Below are 16,335 nucleotides of genomic sequence, written 5' to 3'. Positions count from 1 at the left end.
CGTGAAAAAAACCTGGCTCTCGGCAGGGCAAATCCTGCTCACCCTGATCGTCGTCGTCGTGGCCGGCCTCGTGCTGTGGCGGATCATCAACTACTACATGTTCTCGCCGTGGACGCGCGACGGGCACGTGCGCGCCGACGTGATCCAGGTCGCGCCGGACGTATCGGGTCTCATCACGTCGGTACAGGTCGACGACAACCAGGAGGTCAAGCGCGGCCAGGTGCTGTTCGTGATCGACCAGGCCCGCTACACGCTCGCGGAACGGCTCGCCGAAGCGACACTCGCGCAGCGCCGTGCGACGCTCGCACAGGCGAAGCGCGAATACACGCGCAACCTGCAGCTCGGCAACCTGGTCGCGAGCGAACAGGTCGAGGAAAGCCGCACGCGCGTCGAACAGGGCGAGGCCGCCGTCGCCGATGCGCAGGTGTCGCTCGACACCGCGAAGCTGAACCTGCAGCGCACGACGATCGTGAGTCCCGTAGACGGCTACCTGAACGACCGTGCGCCGCGCGTCGGCGAATACGTGCCGGCCGGCCGCGCGGTGCTGTCGGTCGTCGACCGCAACTCGTTCCGCGTCGACGGCTACTTCGAGGAAACCAAGCTGCGCGGCATCCACATCGGCCAGCCCGTCGACATCATCGTGATGGGCGAGCCGCATACGCTGCGCGGCCATGTGCAGAGCATCGTCGCCGCGATCGAGGATCGCGACCGCACGCAGGGCGCGAACCTGCTGCCGAACGTGAACCCGGCGTTCAGCTGGGTGCGGCTCGCGCAGCGCGTGCCGGTGCGCGTCGTGCTCGACGAAGTGCCCGACGATTTCCGGATGATCGCGGGCCGCACCGCGACCGTCTCGATGCGCGCATCCGACACGCGCCGCAACGACAAAGCGAAGCCGGCTGCCGGCTCCAGCGCACCGTCGGCGGCCACGCCGGTCGCGACGGCTTCCGGGATGGCCGCCAGCGCGGCGGGAGCATCGCAATGAATCGGCACGGTCTGCGCCTCGCGGCGGCGCTCGCGCCGCTTGCGCTCGCACTCGGCGCGTGCAAATCCGTCGGCCCCGATTACGCGCTGCCGCAGCAGGCGTACGTGAATGCACCGCTCGCGAACCATGCGCTCGACGACGCGAACGGCACGCTCGTATCGCGCGACGCCGTGCCCGGCAACTGGTGGCAACTGTACGACGACCCCGTGCTCGACGAACTCGTGCGCGGCGCGCTGAAGTCGAACACCGACCTGCGCGTCGCCGCAGCCAACCTCGCGCGCTCGCGCGCGGCGCTGGAAGTCGCGAACCAGCAAGGCGGGTTCTCGGGCGGGGCGGATGCGGCCGTGCAGCGCGCGCAGGAATCGGCCGAGCAATACCTGCTCGAAAACAAGCTGCCGGTCGTCAACGAGGGCGCGGTCGGCATCAACGTGTCGTACGAGATCGACCTGTTCGGCAAGCTGCGGCGCGGCGTCGAAGCCGCACGCGCGGACAGCGAGGCCGTCCAGGCGGCCGGCGACCTGGCGCGTATCACGGTCGTCGCCGACGTCGTGCGCGCGTACGTCGAATCGTGCTCGGCCGGCGACGAACTCGCGATCGCGAAACAGTCGCTCGCGCTGCAGAAGCAGCGCGTCGCGCTGTCGCAGCGGCTGCGCGATGCCGGGCGCGGCAACCAGACCGACGTGACACGCGGCGTGACGCAAGTGCGCACGCTCGCCGCCGACATCCCGCGCTTCGAAGGCCGCCGCAAGGTCGCGCAGTACCAGCTCGCCGCGCTGCTCGCGCGCTCGCCGGCCGACTTGCCGAAGGCCGTCGCCGAATGCGAACGCCTGCCGAAGCTGCGCCAGCCGATTCCGATCGGCGACGGCGCCGCGCTGCTGCGCCGCCGCCCCGACGTGCGCGAAGCCGAGCGGCAGCTCGCCGCCGCGACCGCACGGATCGGCGTCGCCACCGCCGCGCTGTACCCGTCGGTCAGCATCGGCGCGTCGGCCGGCTCGGTCGGCGTCGCCGCCGACCTGTTCTCGTCGACCACGAATCGCTGGTCGTTCGGACCGCTGATCAGCTGGTCGTTCCCCGTCAACGGCCAGCGCGCTCGCGTGCGCGAAGCCGAAGCGGCGACGGGCGGAGCGCTCGCGCACTTCGACGGCGTCGTGCTGAACGCGCTGCGCGAAACGCAGTCGAGCCTCGCGACCTATGCCGCTGACGTGCAGCGCACCGACGCGTTGCGCACGGCCTACGACTCGGCGCGCAATTCCGCCGACGAAACGCACCGCCTTTATGCGGCCGGCCGCGAATCGTTCATCTCCGATCTCGACGCGACACGCACACTGACGAGCGTGCAGGCGCAGGTCGCCGCAGCCGAAGGGCAAGTCGCGGCCGATCAGGTGCGGCTGTTCCTCGCGCTTGGTGGCGGATGGGACAGCGACCACACGGCGACCGCGCAGGGCGGGCCCGACACCGCGCACGCCGCTTCGGCACCCGCGGCGAACGAGTAATACCCCGGGCGCCATAGACTTCGGTATATAGCACCAGCGTCGCAAAACGCCTTGTATAAAGGGGTTTTCGTGATTCGCACCATAGCATCCGGAGAGCGACGGACGCCCGCATTGGCGGTAAACTCGCCGATGCATTCCATTCATCTTTCGCTGCCGGTCCGGCAGCGACATCCACTCCGGAGATCCATCATGCGAACCAGCGCCCGCAACCATTTCGCCGGCCAGGTCGGTGCCGTCAAGCCCGGTGCCGTCAACGACGAAATCACGCTTCGCACGCAGGACGGCCTCGACATCGTCGCCGTGATCACCCACGGCAGCGCGGCTTCGCTGGGCCTCGCGGCCGGCACGAAGGCGTTCGCGCTCGTCAAGGCGTCGTCGGTCATCGTGATGGTCGACGTCGACAGCAGCAAGGTCTCGGCCCGCAACTGCGTCGCGGGCACCGTATCGTCGGTCGTGAAGGGCGCGGTCAATTCGGAAGTCGTGGTCAAGGCCGCGGGCGGCGCCGAGATCGTCGCGATCGTCACCAACGACAGCGTCGATCGTCTCGGCCTCGCGAGCGGTACGGCCGCGTCCGCGATCTTCAAGGCATCGAGCGTGATCGTCGGCGTCGAGTGATCGCGTGACGATCGCGATGGCGATCCGTTTTGCGCCGCGTATGCGCGCGGATCGCGCGGCCCGGCTGTCCTGCGGGTGCGCACGATGACGACCGAACCCGATCGCGCGAAACCGTCCTCGCATGACCAGGCGTTGCCGTCGCTGCTGCACGCGGCGGCCAACGCCGACACCCCCGACGCACGCCTGTTCGGCGCCCTCGTTGCGGCACGTGCGTGCCGCAACGAACTCGCGCTGCTCGGCCTGTCTCACGCACAACTGGCCAGCCTGCTTGCCCGCCAGTTTCCGCGCCTGCCTTCCGCCGATGCCGTCGCACTCGTGTCGACGGTCGCGATGGCATTGCTGCCCTCCACCCACGCGGCATTCGTTGCGACGCTGCACACGCGGCTGATGGACGACGCGAATCCCGCCGCCTGCCGCGACGACGCGGACTGTCTCGCGTCGATCATCGCGCATGCGTGCCTGCGTCCCGACCATCTGTGGCGCGACCTCGGGCTCGACGGGCGTGACGCGGTATCGGCGATGCTCGATCGCTTTTTCCCCACGCTCGCCGCGCGCAACGTCGCTCACCTGCGCTGGAAGAAATTCCTCGCACAGGAAGTGGCCGCATCGCTCGGCGTGCCACCGGGGCCCGCACCCGGATGCCCCGGCTGCGAGGATTTCGGGTACTGCTTCCCGCAAGCGCGATAGCCGTCGCGGTAGCCTGCGCGGCCCATTCGTTTCAACCGGGGAAACCGCGTTGATCGACATCGCGAGCATCAACCCGCCGTCGCGCGATGTCGAAGTCACGTCCCGCGTCTACGAAAAACCGGGGTTCGCCGAAACCTGACGCGACGACGGCTGGATGATCCTCAAGCGCGGCGACCTGTTGCTGGAATTCTTTCCGCACCCCGAACCCGATCCGGCGACGAGCGGTTCAGTTGCTGCTTGCGGCTCGCGGATGTCGGCGCGTTCTTCGACGACGTGCTCACGGCCGGCATTCCGGAGCAAGCAAGCGGCTGGCCGCGCGCGCACCGGCCGACACGCGAAGCCTGAGGCGGCACGATCGGCGCACTGATCGACTCGGACGGTTCGCTGATCCGGTTGACCCAGACGGAAGACCAGGCTCGCACCCGCTGTCGTAGCCGCGATCGAGCGGCGCTGGAAATGGGCGGGCGCGCGATTCGACGCAGGTCCCATAAACGGTCACCTTGCGATGCGCATCGCATGCGATGTGGCCGCCCGCCGTTCATCGCGCAGTCAATGTCGATGCCGGTGATGAATGTCCGGAAAATGCGCATGGCTGTGCGTGATCGGCAGATGCACATGCGGATGCGTGTGCGGTTCGTCACCGTCGTACGCGAAGTCGTGCGTATGCTGGTGGTGTTCGTCGTGCCGATGCCGGTGCGTGTGCTCGAGCCGCTCGTGCGCATGCGTGTGTTCGTGCCGCTCGCGCACGTGCAGCCAGATGCCGAGCGCCATCAGCGCGGCGGCGATCCAGAACGTCGCCGGCGGCAGCGCGGGCCAGATCAGCAGCGACAGCACGACGCCGAACAGCGGCGCGATCGAGAAATACGCGCCGGTACGTGCACTGCCGAGATGACGCAACGCGACGACGAACAGCACGAGGCTGATCCCGTAGCCGCCGAGCCCCGTCAGCATCGCGGCCGCCGTGACCGGTACGGTGGGCAGCGTCGCCCCGGTCGCCAGTGCGATGCCGATGTTCACGGGTCCGGCGATCAGCCCTTTCACGCACGCGATAACCATCGCGTCGTTCGCGGCGACCTTGCGGGTCAGGTTGTTGTCGATCGCCCAGCACAGGCATGCACCGACGATCAGCAGCGCGCCGACCGGCACGCCGGCCTGGCCCGGCGTCCACGACAGCAACGTGCCGCCGGCGACGATCGCGACCATCCCGAGGAACACTTGCGAGTCCACGTTCTCGCGAAACACGACCCACGCGATGACGGCCGTCAGCACGCCTTCGAGATTGAGCAGCAACGCGCTCGTCGCCGCCGGCGTGCTCGACAGCCCGAGCATCAGCAACGCCGGGCCGGCCACGCCGCCTGCTACGATCGCGCCGGCCAGCCACGGCAGGTCGGCGCGCTGCAGCGGCGCGGCGGCCGCGGCCGGCGCGCGACGGTTGTGCAGCCCACGCAGCAGGATCCCGATGCCGAGCCCGACACCGCTGCCGAGATAGAACAGGCCGGCGACCATGAACGGCGACATCGAGCCGATCAGCGCCTTGGCGAGCGGCGTCGCGGCACCGAACAGCGCGGCAGCGGTGAGTGCGACGAGAATCGCGGAAAGTCTCGGGTTCATGATCCGGTTTGAATTGGCGTTGAAAAACGATGGACGTGGCTTCGGGTCGTATAGGGTCGGCGCGAGCGCCCTGTACCTTTCTAAATGCAAGCTGCATCGCACTGGCCGACTTGCACTCAGCCTGACGATCCCGGCGAGATTATCGCGCGTCATCGTGACACGATGGCCGGACGACCTCGTTCACGTGCCAATCGACGATCTCGATATCAATATTTTAGGAAACCGAATTATTTGATTGAGGCGTTACTGCATTCAGGCATGCTTGTTATTCATGCGCGCACAGGAACGTCGATGCATCGTGCAGGCGGCACACGTTGACGGGCCTGTTTCGTCCGGTCGCGTTGTCTGTCTGATGCGGGATGGATGCGTGCCGGCAGTCGAGCGCCGGAGAGGCAGTCCTGACCCGCCTCGAGCGAGGCAGGTCAGTCTGTCGTGTCATGCGCCGCATGCGGCATGCATGCGGGTGAGCGCCATGCAGTCGCACGGCGGCGCGGCATGTGTTACTCGTTTCCGGCCGTTTGCTGCTCGACCTGCGGTGCGGCGTGGGTCTGCGCTTCCGCGTTCGCCGGTTGCGGCGCGACGGCGGCGGTGTCGGTTTGCGCTTCCGTGTTCGCAGGTTGCAGTGCGACGGCGGCGGCCGCGGAGTCCGTCTGCGCTTCCGCCGGTTGCGGCGCGGCAGCGGCTTCGGCCTGCTGCTCGGCCTTCGGCGGCTGCTGCGCGCCCTTGGCCGATTGCGCCGCACCCTTGCCGGGGCGGCGTGCCTTCAGCCGGCGCGCACGCGCTGCGTCGTCATGCGTCACCCGCCCTGCTTCGTTGCCTTGCAGATCGACCCGCACCGCGTCTTCAACGAGGCAGGACCAGTAGCGGTTGCCACGGCACCACGTCGACATCGCTTCGCGCAGTTCGGCTTCGTTGAGACCCACCGACTGTGCCTCGCGTGCGAGGTCGTCCCAGATACCGACCTTGAGCGGCACTTTGGGGGCCGGATTCTTCGGGAACGCGCGCGGAAACTTCCGCTGCAGTTTGCCGATCGCGACGATGACCGGATCGACCGGCGCCGACGGCTTCGCCGCAGCGGGTTTCGCGCGATGCGACGCTTTCGCGCCGGCACCCGGTTTGGCGCCGCGGGGCGGCTGGTCGCCACCGGACTTCGGCTTCGCGCCGGCGTCCGTCGGCGCTGCCGGCCGCTTCGCGTTGCGATCCTGCTTGGCCTTCGCTGCGAGCTGCGCCCGCAATTCGGCAAGTTGTTCAAAACCCATAAATTCAATCCACCAGGAATATAAGGTGTGGTTCGTGCGGCCATTCCGCGCGGCGCAACCGCTTCGCCGCCATGCATGCGCCCCGTCCGCCTCCGATGCGGAACACTGCGGGGCCGCATCGCGCACGCCACTCTGTTTTCAGGCACCCGGCCACGATGCCGGACAAGGCAGGAGTGGAAGTATACCGTTACGCGCGGCAGCCGGCTGACTCGCCGGTCTGCAATTGCCCGATCCGGGGGCCCGGAAATGCGTCCGCGCGGTCGTGTTGCGCATTATATGGATACGCTCCCGGATGTCACGTCGCTCACCGCCGTCATCGAAAATCGGGCCAGTCTCGTGCGACATGATCTGTCCGGCTTCGGCGCTTGCCGACACCCGCCATGCGGCATTCCGCCCGACAAAGGCGGAGACGATCGCGTCGCCCGAGTGCGGTGACGAACACGCCAACGATCCCGGTTCGCGAGCGACGCACCGCATGCGGCGATGGATAGGCGCAACGCCTCTGCGACACGCCCGTACGCCCATCGATTACACCGGCACCCGTACCCGATTCGTTGCGCTCGCATCGATCGCGTGGCGGACGAGGATGCCGGAAAATGCGTAGTATGGCCGGATCAACGTCGTCGGCAGCATACCTCGGCCCGTCTCGCTGCGCACCCCGGTCAGCTGGCGGCATCCCGCTTGCCTGCGAAAAGAACCGGTTATACGAAACGGAGCGGATTCATGGTTCCCCAACACGGCATCCTCCACGACGGCATCACGCGCGAGGAGATTCACCATCGACAGATCGACATGCGCGGCTATCGACGCAGCGACGGCTTGTTCGAAGTGACGGCCTGTCTCGCGGATCGCAAGACAAGCGATTTCACGCCGCCGGGCGGCACGCGCACGGTCGCGGCACTGTCGCCGATCCACGACCTTGGCGTGACGCTGGTCTTCGACGTCGACATGGTCGTCCGCGCCGTATCCACCTTCATCAAGTCGCACCCGTATGCGCAGTGCCCGGGCGGCGGCGACTCGCTGCAGGCGCTCGTCGGGCTGACCATCGGTGCCGGCTGGAACAGCGAGATCCGCAAGCGCCTGCCGTCCTGCGATACGTGCACCCACCTGAAGGAATTGCTCGGCCCGGTCGCCACCACGGCCTATCAGACGATGGTCGGCATCCGGCCGTCATCGCTCGACTACCGCGACAGCGAAGGTAAGCCGCTCAAGATCGACAGTTGCCATGCGTATGGCGCATCGCGCGATCTCGTGAAGCGTCTTTGGCCCGAATACCATCGGCCTTCGGCGCCGGCACAAGACAGCTAGGGACTCGGCATTCGGCCGGTCCGGTGCCTGCAGGAACGTGTGAGTTACGTGCACAAACGGCCGCAGCCCTCGTCTCGCGTCGACCGGTTGCGGCCGACGCCACGCCGGACGTCAAAACACGCCCAGCGCGAGTCCCGCGGCAAGACCCGCACCGAGTTCGGCGCAGCGCGCGAGATCATCAGTATCGATCGTCTTCGGTGCGAGGATGCGCTCCGGCGTCTGCGCGTGCGTACAGACGATCAGCCCGGGCGCCACGTTCTTCAGCCGCCATCCGGTCGCGATCCGGTCGATCTGCCGCAACGCGTTCTGTCCGTCGCTACCCGCGCAGATCATGGCCGCATATGGGCGGCCGTTCACACGATCGAGCGCCGCGTAATAACAGCGATCGAAGAAGTCCTTCATCAGCCCGGACATCGCCGCGAGATTCTCGGGCGTCGCAAACAGGTAGGCATCGGCGGCCAGCACATCGTCGGCGCTCGTCGCGTCCGCTCGCTGCAGCCTGACGTCGACGCCGGGTTGCTCGCGCGCCGCGCCGGCAGCCGCTTCGGCCATCTGCTGCGTGCCTCCGGTCATCGTGTGATAGACGATCAACAGCGTCTTCATTCGTAGTCGCTCGGGTTCGGCTTCAGGTACGGCGACGGCAGCCGGTATCTGCTGGATGGCTATTCGTCACGTGTCGAGGCGGTTCTGCGTTCACTTGTGCGGATCGGCTGGTTGGCACGCACGTCGGCTCGTCGGCGCGAAGCACGCATCGATCGTACGCATGGCTCCGGCTTCGATTCGCGCATGATCTTCCGGGGTGTACGGTCAGCCTGGCATGGCGCGTGATACGTCGCCGTCGTCCGACCGCGCGTAGTACGCGAGAAACATGTCGGCAGCGGAGTGCGCAACTTTCTGCTGCTCCGGCGCCGTGAGCGGCGGCTGGCCCATCGTTATCTGCGGCCAGAATGCGAATGCCTTCACGACGCCATGCAGCTGATGCGCGGCGAACACCGGATCGGTGATCGACAGGCGGCCGGCGGCCGCGGCCGCCCGCAACCAGACCGTCACGTCTTCCTCGCGCTCGCCGAGACGCTCGACCATGTCGCGCGCACGTTCCGGCGAATGAATGGCCGCCCCGATCGCGACGCGCGCGAGTGCGAGAAATGACTCGTCGCTCATCAGGCGCAATTTGCGGTCCAGCAGCGCAAGCAGTTGTTCGCGCAGCGGCACATCGGGGAGATAGGTCGGCGAACTGCCGGTCCGGGTCGCATCCCACAACTTGTGCAGGATCGCGGCGAACAACGTTTCCTTGCCCGGAAAGTGGTTGTAGACCGTGCGCTTCGACACGTCCGCGCGCGCGGCGATGCGATCCATGCTGGTCGCGTCGTAGCCGGCCGCGAGAAATTCCTCGATGGCCGCATCGACAATGGCCGCGCGCTTTCGATCGGTCAGTCGCTGAGGGGGAGTGCTGGTATCCATACGGAAATTTTACACCGGGCAGTTTACTTATCCTAAAAATAAACTACACTGTTTAGTGTACTTTATTCTCCGGACGAACCGACATGGCATCGCCTCTCGTTTTGATTCACCGCATTCTGGGTTTTGCGGCCGCCAGGCGCGGCCGCGCGCTGTCCGGCGGGTCGCCGCAGCACAATGGCGAGCGCTTCAGCAATGTCGCGCCGCGTCCGGTCGAAGGGTTCGGCAAGACGCTCGGGATCGCCTGGAACATGCTGGTCAACAAGCCGCGCAATACCGTGCCGGCAGGCGCGCTGCCCGTCGATTCGCTGACCCGCGCGGAACTCGACGCGGCCCCCGATCGCAGCCTGTACCGGCTCGGCCATTCGACGCTGCTGCTCAAACTGCGCGGCGAATTCTGGCTGACCGATCCCGTGTTCGCCGAACGCGCATCGCCGTTTCGGCGCGTCGGCCCGAAGCGCTTCCATGCGCCGCCGATCGCGCTTGAAGATCTTCCGCCGCTGCGCGGCGTGATCCTGTCGCACGATCACTACGATCACCTCGACCGCGATACGGTGCTCGCACTCGCGGCCACCACCGACGTGTTCGTGACAACGCTGGGCGTCGGCGATCGCCTGATCGAATGGGGTATCGACGCGACGAAGGTCCGTCAGCTCGACTGGTGGCAAAGTGTCGACGTGGCCGGCCTGACGCTGACCGCGACACCCGCGCAACACTTCTCCGGGCGCAGCCTGTTCGACGGCAACAGCACGCTGTGGGCGTCGTGGGTCATCGTCGACGACGACCTGCGCGTGTTCTTCAGCGGCGACACCGGCTACTTCGACGGGTTCCGGACGATCGGCGAGCGCCTCGGGCCGTTCGACGTGACGCTGATCGAAACGGGCGCATACGATCCGCAATGGCCGTATGTACACATGCAGCCGGAAGAAACCGTGCAGGCACACATCGATTTGCGCGGACGCTGGCTGATCCCGATTCACAACGGCACATTCGATCTCGCGATGCATCGCTGGCAGGAGCCGTTCGAGCGCGTCACGGCGCTGTCGATCGTCCGCGGCGTCGAGCTGTCGACGCCCAGGATGGGCGAGCGGCTCAATCTCGACGCACCGCACCGCGGCGAGCGCTGGTGGCGCACGGTAGACGAGCGTGCGACGACGCCGGCAACGAAACCGCGCCGCTGGCAACTCTGCGCGTCGCAGGCGACGAAGTAACAGGTTCACCGTTCGTGGCGCACGCCTTCCGGGAGCGCGGCAATGCCGCGATTCCGGAAGAGACGCGACCGGGGCACCTGCACGTCGGCGGCGTGCCTGAAGACACGATCCCCTGAATAGAGAAGTCATGCATCCGGCACCCGTCCGATACACACCCAGCCAACGAGACGACGGCGTCGCCATCGACGCAAGCAACCAGGCAGACCCCAGGTCGACCAGCCGCGAGAACGATCTGCGGCACACGCTCGCCGAGCGCGTCGCGAAATGGACCGAAGGCGTCGACTACCTCACCACTGCCATTCCGAACCTGAGCTTCCATCGAAGGGAAGCACCGACGCAGCCGATGGACTGCATGGTCGAGCCGAGCTTCGGTCTCGTCGTTCAGGGCGCGAAGCGGATGATTCAGAGCGGCGATGCCTATATCTACGACGCCAATCGCTTCCTGATCACGTCGCTCGATTTGCCGGGTTCGACGCAGGTCATCGAGGCCAGCCGCGAAAAGCCGTATCTCGGGCTCGGCCTCAAGCTGGATTTTCGCGTGATGGCCGAACTGATGGCGCAGGTCGCGCCAGATCACGACGAGGCCCCCGCAGGCCGCGGCCTCGTCGTCGGCGACATGACCGAACCGCTGTACGACGCGCTGAACCGATTGCTGGCATTGCTGGACGACCCGAACGCCATTGCCGTGCTCGGACCGTACGTCGAGCGGGAAATCTACTACCGGCTGCTGACGAGCGACCAGGGTACCCGCCTGCGTCAGATCGCGTCCGCCGGCAGCCAGGGCAACCGTGTGTCGCGCGCGATCCGGTGGTTGCGAACCCACTACGACGAGTCGCTGCGAGTCGATGATCTTGCCGCGCAGGTTCAGATGAGCAGTTCGACCTTTCATCACCACTTCCGCCAGCTCACCGGCATGAGTCCGCTGCAGTATCAAAAATGGATACGGCTCAATGAGGCGCGTCGGTTGATGCTGTCGGAGCGGCTCGACGCCGCGTCAGCGTCGTTCAGGGTCGGGTATGCGAGCCCGACCCAGTTCAATCGCGAATACAGCCGGTTGTTCGGCAATTCACCGCGGCGAGATATCGATAGCCTGCGCGGCAGGACGGACGTCGTTCTGTCGATCGCGGCAACTTATTGATCGCGGAACCGGAGCAGGGCGTTGTCACGTGACAACTCGCGTTGAAAATTGGCTCTCCGCGTCGGAGGGAAGACTCGACCGGGTGTCGTGATGTACTGAAGCTGCGGCAAATCGATTGCCCTTCGGGGCCGAGCCGACAATGGTACGTATTAAAAACCACGAATTACGTATCAAAACAGACGATTCATGCCGCTTTCGTTTCGTGCGGCGGCTGCAACACTCGAGAAAGCCATGCGCCCCCATTTCCCGGGGTAATCTCATTCATTTTGCGTGAAACAACATGAAGAATATGGCGCAAGTCATTGCCAGACAAGGATTTCCAAGAATACCCCATTTCTCGAAAATGTTTCACGATCCGACCTGCTTGTGATGGCACGCCTCCGTCAGCGCATGCATTTGTGCCCCAATCGGGACCCGCACGCGTGAGACGCCACGGATAGATACCAAACTGCGCTGATTCAGTGCGGGATCAGCATGACAAACCACACCCCTCCCCTGCTGAACGGTAGGCGACGAAACCGGGTGGTAGCATCCCTACTAAATGGGGACATATCAATCGCACCTACGATGGGTTCGCCTGGATGCAGTTCGGCAAACGGCAGGGGTATTCATCTGGCACGGGGGTGCGAGTTGGCCGCGATAGGGTATTCAGACCGACAGATCGATTAATGTCTCGCGACCTCTTCGACATGGACGCGTCCACGACGACAAGTCGAGTACCTCATACCGATTCGCCACTCGAGTTGCCGGGTATAACGCCCCTGTTGTCACGTGACAACCCACCAACGGATCGGCCCGGCAAACGCAGCTTGGCGGCAACCTATTGCCGAAAAATCCCTCCCAAATTTAGTGCCTCCCTTTGGCATCCTTTGTTTATGCAGATCGCAACGTGCTCTGAGAAGCCTAACGACGACGCCATTGATCAGCACTCTGGGGCATTTGTCACGTGACAACTCACCCCGGTGCCAAGCGATTGGAGGGGGTCAAGGGCTGTAGGACGTTGAAACGAAGTCGCTGCAATCGAAACCGCGATCGGATCAAGAACTCCCTGGCAACGTACGACACCAATAAGGATCGCTTTCTGGTGACTTGTCACGTGACAACTGCATATCTCGACGATACCCACGAAACCAATCGATCGACGTCGCACCACTTTTGCCAGCGACAAAGACTTAGTCAGGCGACCAGTCTCTCCGATTCAACTTCGTCACCCACGTAAAAAAACACCGAGTTCTCTTCCTGACTTTGTGCAATCGTCACGAACGCAATCCGCATTTTTATTTTTACTCGGTTACTAATTGCGAACGATTCGTTAGCCATTTGGCCCACTTGTCACGTGACAACCACATCGGCTACCAAGACATACGCCGAGTCGAACGCTTTTCTGGACATTTAGACAATAACTGCATATATTACGCAAAACTCCTTGGAGGAATTAAATGGCTTTCAAGATCGCCGTCAGTAATCAAAAAGGTGGGACTGGAAAGACAACCATCTCCGTCAATATCGCGGCTGCGTTCGAGGCCGGCGGCAACAAGGTCGCCTTGATCGATGCCGACCCTCAAGGCACTTCCGTCCGATGGGTCACGAGCGGCGAGAACACACTGCCGATGACGGTTCTTTCGCTGGCCCCTGCCGGCCGCGGTATCGGTGGCGAGATCAAGAAGCAGGACGCGAACTTCGACGTGATCGTCGTCGACTGTCCCGGCAACCTCGAAGATCCCCGCATCGCATCCGTCCTTGAAGTTGCAGACTTCTGCCTCGTGCCGCTGTCGCCGTCGCCGGCCGACCTGTACAGCACGGTTGCGATGATTCGCATGATCGAGTCGATGCGCGCCGTTCGTAACCCAAGTCTTTCTTCCGCATTGATGCTGAATAGTGTCAATGGAAAAACTAAAATGCGTGAAGAAATTTTAAAAATTCTAAGGGCTGAAGAAATAGGGGAGCATCTGCTCGACAGCCAGATCGCGCAACGCGAGGTCTACCGTCAGACGTTCGCACTCGGCACCACGATCCATCATCACAATCGATACCTGAAGGGCCTGAAAGAAGCCCGCGCGGAAATCGAAAGGCTGGTCACGGAAATGGCCCAATACATCGCGTCGACGCGCGCTACCGGAGCCGCCGCCCATGGCTAAGGACACATCGAAAGAGAAGAAACCGACCGGCAACCTGCATCTCGCGGCCGGTCTGTTGCGCGGACTCGCGCAGGAAAACGCGGCACTCGAAACGCGGCTGCCCGAACCGGCAGCCGCGCCGAATCTCGCCGGCGAAGCGGCACCGGTCGTCGCCACCGCCACGGCCGCCCCCGCCGGCACGCAGGATCTCGGCGCGCCGCAGAAAGTGCTGGTCAAGGACTGCATCCCGAACCCGTTCAACCCGCGCGTGTTCTACTCGGAGTCGAGCCTGCACGAGCTCGCACTGACGTTGAAGCGGGAAGGGCAGATCGAGCCGATCAAGGTCACGCGGCTCCCGGAGTTTCCCGGCAAGCTCGTCGTGATCGACGGGCAACGCCGGCTGCGCGCGACGAGCATCAACGGCGACGAAACCATCAACGCCACGTTCCGCACGGACCACACGCCCGAGCAGCTCTATACGATCGCGTATCGGGCGAACCACGACCACGAACGCCAGACGATCTTCGACGATGCGGTCGCGTGGAAGCGCCTGCTCGACGAGAAGGTCTTTTCCGACCAGAACACGCTGGCGGAGAAGATCGGCAAGGACAAGGCATCGATCAGCAAGACGCTGTCGCTCAACGCGCTACCCAATACGCTCCTGGAACGGATGGCCAGCGCGAACGACGTGGTCGGCCTGCAGGCGGCGTACTTCCTGAAGCTGATCTTCGAGCGGCTCGGCGAACCGACGGCCGACCGGCTGCTTACCGCCGTGATCGACCGGAAGAAATCGGTCCGCGATCTCGAGAATTTCCTGCGTGCGCAAAGCGACGGCAACAAGAAAGCAGGACGCACGCGCTACAGCGTTCGTCACGACTTCGCGCTCGAATCGCGCGCGGTCGGCCAGTTGAAGACCTACCCGGACGGGCGTCTGGATCTGCAGTTGAAGGGCGTCGATGCGTCCCACCAGGAAGCGCTCGCCGACAAGCTCAAGACCGTCATCGACGCGTACGTCGCCGAGCTGGCGGCGGACACGCCAAAGTAACGCGCCAAAAGCAGAAGGCCTCGCATTCGCGTTGCGCCGCGAAGCCGGACGTTCAAGTCCGGCGCACGACGCACACCCGGCTGCGAGGCCTTGTTCAGTTGCCGGCGAGACTGCTTTTGAGCAGGAATTCCAGCAGGTCGTCCGAGGTCGGTTCGCCCCAGGTATCCAGCGCCAGCCAGCGGAAGAAGCTCGTCTGCGCGAGCTTGCTCGCCTTCTTCTTCGGCGACAGCGTCAGGTCCTTCGAGCCCGCCACCGTCTCGTTGTAACGCTCGATCAGCTTGGTCTGGTCGTCGATCTCCAGCTCGCGGAAATACGCACCGGCTTCCTCGACCTTCGCCGCCAGATACTTGTCGCGAATCTGCTCCTGCTTGCTCTGCGAGGATTCCTTCGCCGGCGCGGCCGCCTCGGTGCCCTGCCCGTCGGCCAGCGTATAGCCGTGCGTCAGCGCCTTGCGGAAATACGCGGCCACGTTGTCGACCGGCGCCGCATTCTTCTTCGTAGTCCGATTGAGCGTATAGGCGATCGCCGCCTTGATGCGCTGCACACCGTATTGCGTGATCAGCCGGCGCGCTTCCGAACGCGGAATGCCGAACTTGGCGACCTCCTCGACCAGCGCTTCGTTCTTGACATCGCCATCCTCGACCGTATCGGCACTCTGCTTGCGCGTCACCTTGAACTGAACGGCTTCCACGCTACGGCCGGACTTGTGTTCGATCAGCTCGAGCGTGTGATCCGATACTTCGTTCACCTCCTGAATACACGGCACCAGGACCTTGCTCTTGAACAGCTTGTATTCCTTGTACGACTGCGACGCCTTGTCCTGGCCGAGAATCAGGTCGCGGAATTTCGGCAGCGGGATCTTCGCGGTGATGCCGATCCCTTCGTAGCGCACCGTGTTCTCCCACAGCGCGAGCGAGTGCGACCGCCGGAACTCGCGGGCGATTCGCATATCGATCAGCGCGTAGATTTCGGGGTTGAGCAGTTCGCTGCGAATCTGGTCGGAGAAGCTGTACTTCAGCACCGATTGCTCGAGCTCCGCGCCCGCAAGCAGGCCCGACGCTTTCCAGACGGTCGAACGGTCCGCAGCCAGGTAGTCCCAGTTGACGACCGTACTGATCAGCGAGTTGACCGTGTCCTTCACGTACTTCGTGTTGTTGCTGTTCAACCCGCTCTCGTGCGAAAGCGACGCGATCGAGATCGAGAAGCTCGTCCGGCCCGGCTCGAACGCCTCCTGCCGAAGCGCGTTCTTGATCAGCGAGCTGAACATCTTGCGCTGCTGCAGACCGATCTTGCCCGACTTGGGCGCGATATGAATCGCCTGGACCGCCTTGCGCAGCAAGTCGGGAGGCTCTGGTGTCTGAAACAGCGAAACCTGTTTGTCGGAGCCTTTGCTTGCGGGCTTGCGCGGCAT

At 64.5% G+C, this 16,335-nt stretch carries 14 protein-coding genes and 1 pseudogene; 10 read left to right on the top strand and 5 right to left on the bottom strand.

Annotated elements, in window-relative coordinates:
- Window position 1 precedes the first annotated feature (1 nt).
- The 5 genes and pseudogenes from H3H55_RS32520 to H3H55_RS32500 form a co-directional block, all read left to right on the top strand.
- Entirely contained in the window at window positions 2-982 is a 981-nt protein-coding gene (locus H3H55_RS32520) for an efflux RND transporter periplasmic adaptor subunit (protein ID WP_193102304.1), read from the top strand.
- Entirely contained in the window at window positions 979-2,475 is a 1,497-nt protein-coding gene (locus H3H55_RS32515) for an efflux transporter outer membrane subunit (protein ID WP_193102303.1), read from the top strand. The genes H3H55_RS32520 and H3H55_RS32515 overlap by 4 nt, the downstream gene beginning before the upstream one ends.
- Window positions 2,476-2,664: 189 nt before the next feature.
- Entirely contained in the window at window positions 2,665-3,090 is a 426-nt protein-coding gene (locus H3H55_RS32510) for a TOBE domain-containing protein (RefSeq protein WP_193102302.1), read from the top strand.
- A gap of 84 nt (window positions 3,091-3,174) precedes the next feature.
- Window positions 3,175-3,777 carry a nitrogen fixation protein NifQ gene (locus H3H55_RS32505; RefSeq protein WP_193102301.1) on the top strand — a complete coding sequence of 201 codons (603 nt, stop codon included), beginning with the start codon at window positions 3,175-3,177 and terminating at the stop codon, window positions 3,775-3,777.
- Between the two features lie 49 nt (window positions 3,778-3,826).
- Window positions 3,827-4,185: pseudogene (locus tag H3H55_RS32500) on the top strand (bleomycin resistance protein); the annotation flags it as partial.
- 141 nt (window positions 4,186-4,326) lie between these two features.
- Here H3H55_RS32500 and H3H55_RS32495 read toward each other — a convergent pair.
- Complete coding sequence (locus tag H3H55_RS32495; RefSeq protein WP_193102300.1) at window positions 4,327-5,388, bottom strand: DMT family transporter; 1,062 nt, start codon at window positions 5,386-5,388, stop codon at window positions 4,327-4,329.
- Between the two features lie 500 nt (window positions 5,389-5,888).
- The gene (locus tag H3H55_RS32490; RefSeq protein ID WP_193102299.1) at window positions 5,889-6,647 is read right to left on the bottom strand and encodes a ProQ/FinO family protein; all 759 of its coding nucleotides are present in this window, start codon (window positions 6,645-6,647) and stop codon (window positions 5,889-5,891) included.
- Between the two features lie 723 nt (window positions 6,648-7,370).
- Here H3H55_RS32490 and H3H55_RS32485 point away from each other — a divergent pair.
- Window positions 7,371-7,955 (top strand): DUF2889 domain-containing protein, encoded by a 585-nt coding sequence (locus H3H55_RS32485; protein ID WP_193102298.1) that lies wholly within the window; start codon window positions 7,371-7,373, stop codon window positions 7,953-7,955.
- A 111-nt stretch (window positions 7,956-8,066) separates the two neighbouring features.
- On the opposite strand, the gene H3H55_RS32480 is transcribed toward H3H55_RS32485, so the two are convergent.
- Together H3H55_RS32480 and H3H55_RS32475 are read right to left on the bottom strand one after the other, a co-directional pair.
- Entirely contained in the window at window positions 8,067-8,558 is a 492-nt protein-coding gene (locus tag H3H55_RS32480; protein WP_129517573.1) for a flavodoxin family protein, read from the bottom strand.
- 204 nt (window positions 8,559-8,762) lie between these two features.
- On the bottom strand, window positions 8,763-9,416 hold the full coding sequence (locus H3H55_RS32475; RefSeq protein WP_193102297.1) for a TetR/AcrR family transcriptional regulator: 654 nt from the start codon (window positions 9,414-9,416) through the stop codon (window positions 8,763-8,765).
- An 83-nt stretch (window positions 9,417-9,499) separates the two neighbouring features.
- Here H3H55_RS32475 and H3H55_RS32470 point away from each other — a divergent pair, with 83 nt between their 5' ends.
- From H3H55_RS32470 to H3H55_RS32455, 4 genes are all read left to right on the top strand, one after another.
- Window positions 9,500-10,624, top strand: coding sequence for an MBL fold metallo-hydrolase (locus H3H55_RS32470; protein WP_193102296.1), 1,125 nt, complete (start codon window positions 9,500-9,502; stop codon window positions 10,622-10,624).
- A 127-nt stretch (window positions 10,625-10,751) separates the two neighbouring features.
- A complete protein-coding gene (locus H3H55_RS32465; RefSeq protein ID WP_193102293.1) occupies window positions 10,752-11,762 on the top strand; it encodes an AraC family transcriptional regulator in 1,011 nt (336 codons plus the stop codon).
- Window positions 11,763-13,201: 1,439 nt separating this feature from the next.
- The gene (locus H3H55_RS32460; protein WP_129517569.1) at window positions 13,202-13,900 is read left to right on the top strand and encodes a ParA family protein; all 699 of its coding nucleotides are present in this window, start codon (window positions 13,202-13,204) and stop codon (window positions 13,898-13,900) included.
- Entirely contained in the window at window positions 13,893-14,924 is a 1,032-nt protein-coding gene (locus H3H55_RS32455; RefSeq protein ID WP_193102291.1) for a ParB/RepB/Spo0J family partition protein, read from the top strand. The genes H3H55_RS32460 and H3H55_RS32455 overlap by 8 nt, the downstream gene beginning before the upstream one ends.
- A gap of 94 nt (window positions 14,925-15,018) precedes the next feature.
- Here H3H55_RS32455 and H3H55_RS32450 read toward each other — a convergent pair whose 3' ends face one another.
- Entirely contained in the window at window positions 15,019-16,335 is a 1,317-nt protein-coding gene (locus tag H3H55_RS32450; RefSeq protein WP_129517567.1) for a replication initiation protein, read from the bottom strand.

The sequence above is a fragment of the Burkholderia sp. Z1 genome, from assembly GCF_014893795.1.
Taxonomy (GTDB): Bacteria; Pseudomonadota; Gammaproteobacteria; order Burkholderiales; family Burkholderiaceae; genus Burkholderia; species Burkholderia theae.
This window is presented reverse-complemented; position numbering and strand designations above follow the sequence as displayed.

What these genes read in the sequence shown, in the direction of transcription:
- H3H55_RS32515 (WP_193102303.1), top strand. Translation starts at nt 979, where the DNA reads ATGAATCGGCACGGTCTGCGCCTCGCGGCGGCGCTCGCGCCGCTTGCG.
- H3H55_RS32510 (WP_193102302.1), top strand. Translation starts at nt 2,665, where the DNA reads ATGCGAACCAGCGCCCGCAACCATTTCGCCGGCCAGGTCGGTGCCGTC.
- H3H55_RS32505 (WP_193102301.1), top strand. Translation starts at nt 3,175, where the DNA reads ATGACGACCGAACCCGATCGCGCGAAACCGTCCTCGCATGACCAGGCG.
- H3H55_RS32495 (WP_193102300.1), bottom strand. Translation starts at nt 5,388, where the DNA reads ATGAACCCGAGACTTTCCGCGATTCTCGTCGCACTCACCGCTGCCGCG.
- H3H55_RS32490 (WP_193102299.1), bottom strand. Translation starts at nt 6,647, where the DNA reads ATGGGTTTTGAACAACTTGCCGAATTGCGGGCGCAGCTCGCAGCGAAG.
- H3H55_RS32485 (WP_193102298.1), top strand. Translation starts at nt 7,371, where the DNA reads ATGGTTCCCCAACACGGCATCCTCCACGACGGCATCACGCGCGAGGAG.
- H3H55_RS32480 (WP_129517573.1), bottom strand. Translation starts at nt 8,558, where the DNA reads ATGAAGACGCTGTTGATCGTCTATCACACGATGACCGGAGGCACGCAG.
- H3H55_RS32475 (WP_193102297.1), bottom strand. Translation starts at nt 9,416, where the DNA reads ATGGATACCAGCACTCCCCCTCAGCGACTGACCGATCGAAAGCGCGCG.
- H3H55_RS32470 (WP_193102296.1), top strand. Translation starts at nt 9,500, where the DNA reads ATGGCATCGCCTCTCGTTTTGATTCACCGCATTCTGGGTTTTGCGGCC.
- H3H55_RS32465 (WP_193102293.1), top strand. Translation starts at nt 10,752, where the DNA reads ATGCATCCGGCACCCGTCCGATACACACCCAGCCAACGAGACGACGGC.
- H3H55_RS32460 (WP_129517569.1), top strand. Translation starts at nt 13,202, where the DNA reads ATGGCTTTCAAGATCGCCGTCAGTAATCAAAAAGGTGGGACTGGAAAG.
- H3H55_RS32455 (WP_193102291.1), top strand. Translation starts at nt 13,893, where the DNA reads ATGGCTAAGGACACATCGAAAGAGAAGAAACCGACCGGCAACCTGCAT.
- H3H55_RS32450 (WP_129517567.1), bottom strand. Translation starts at nt 16,335, where the DNA reads ATGCCGCGCAAGCCCGCAAGCAAAGGCTCCGACAAACAGGTTTCGCTG.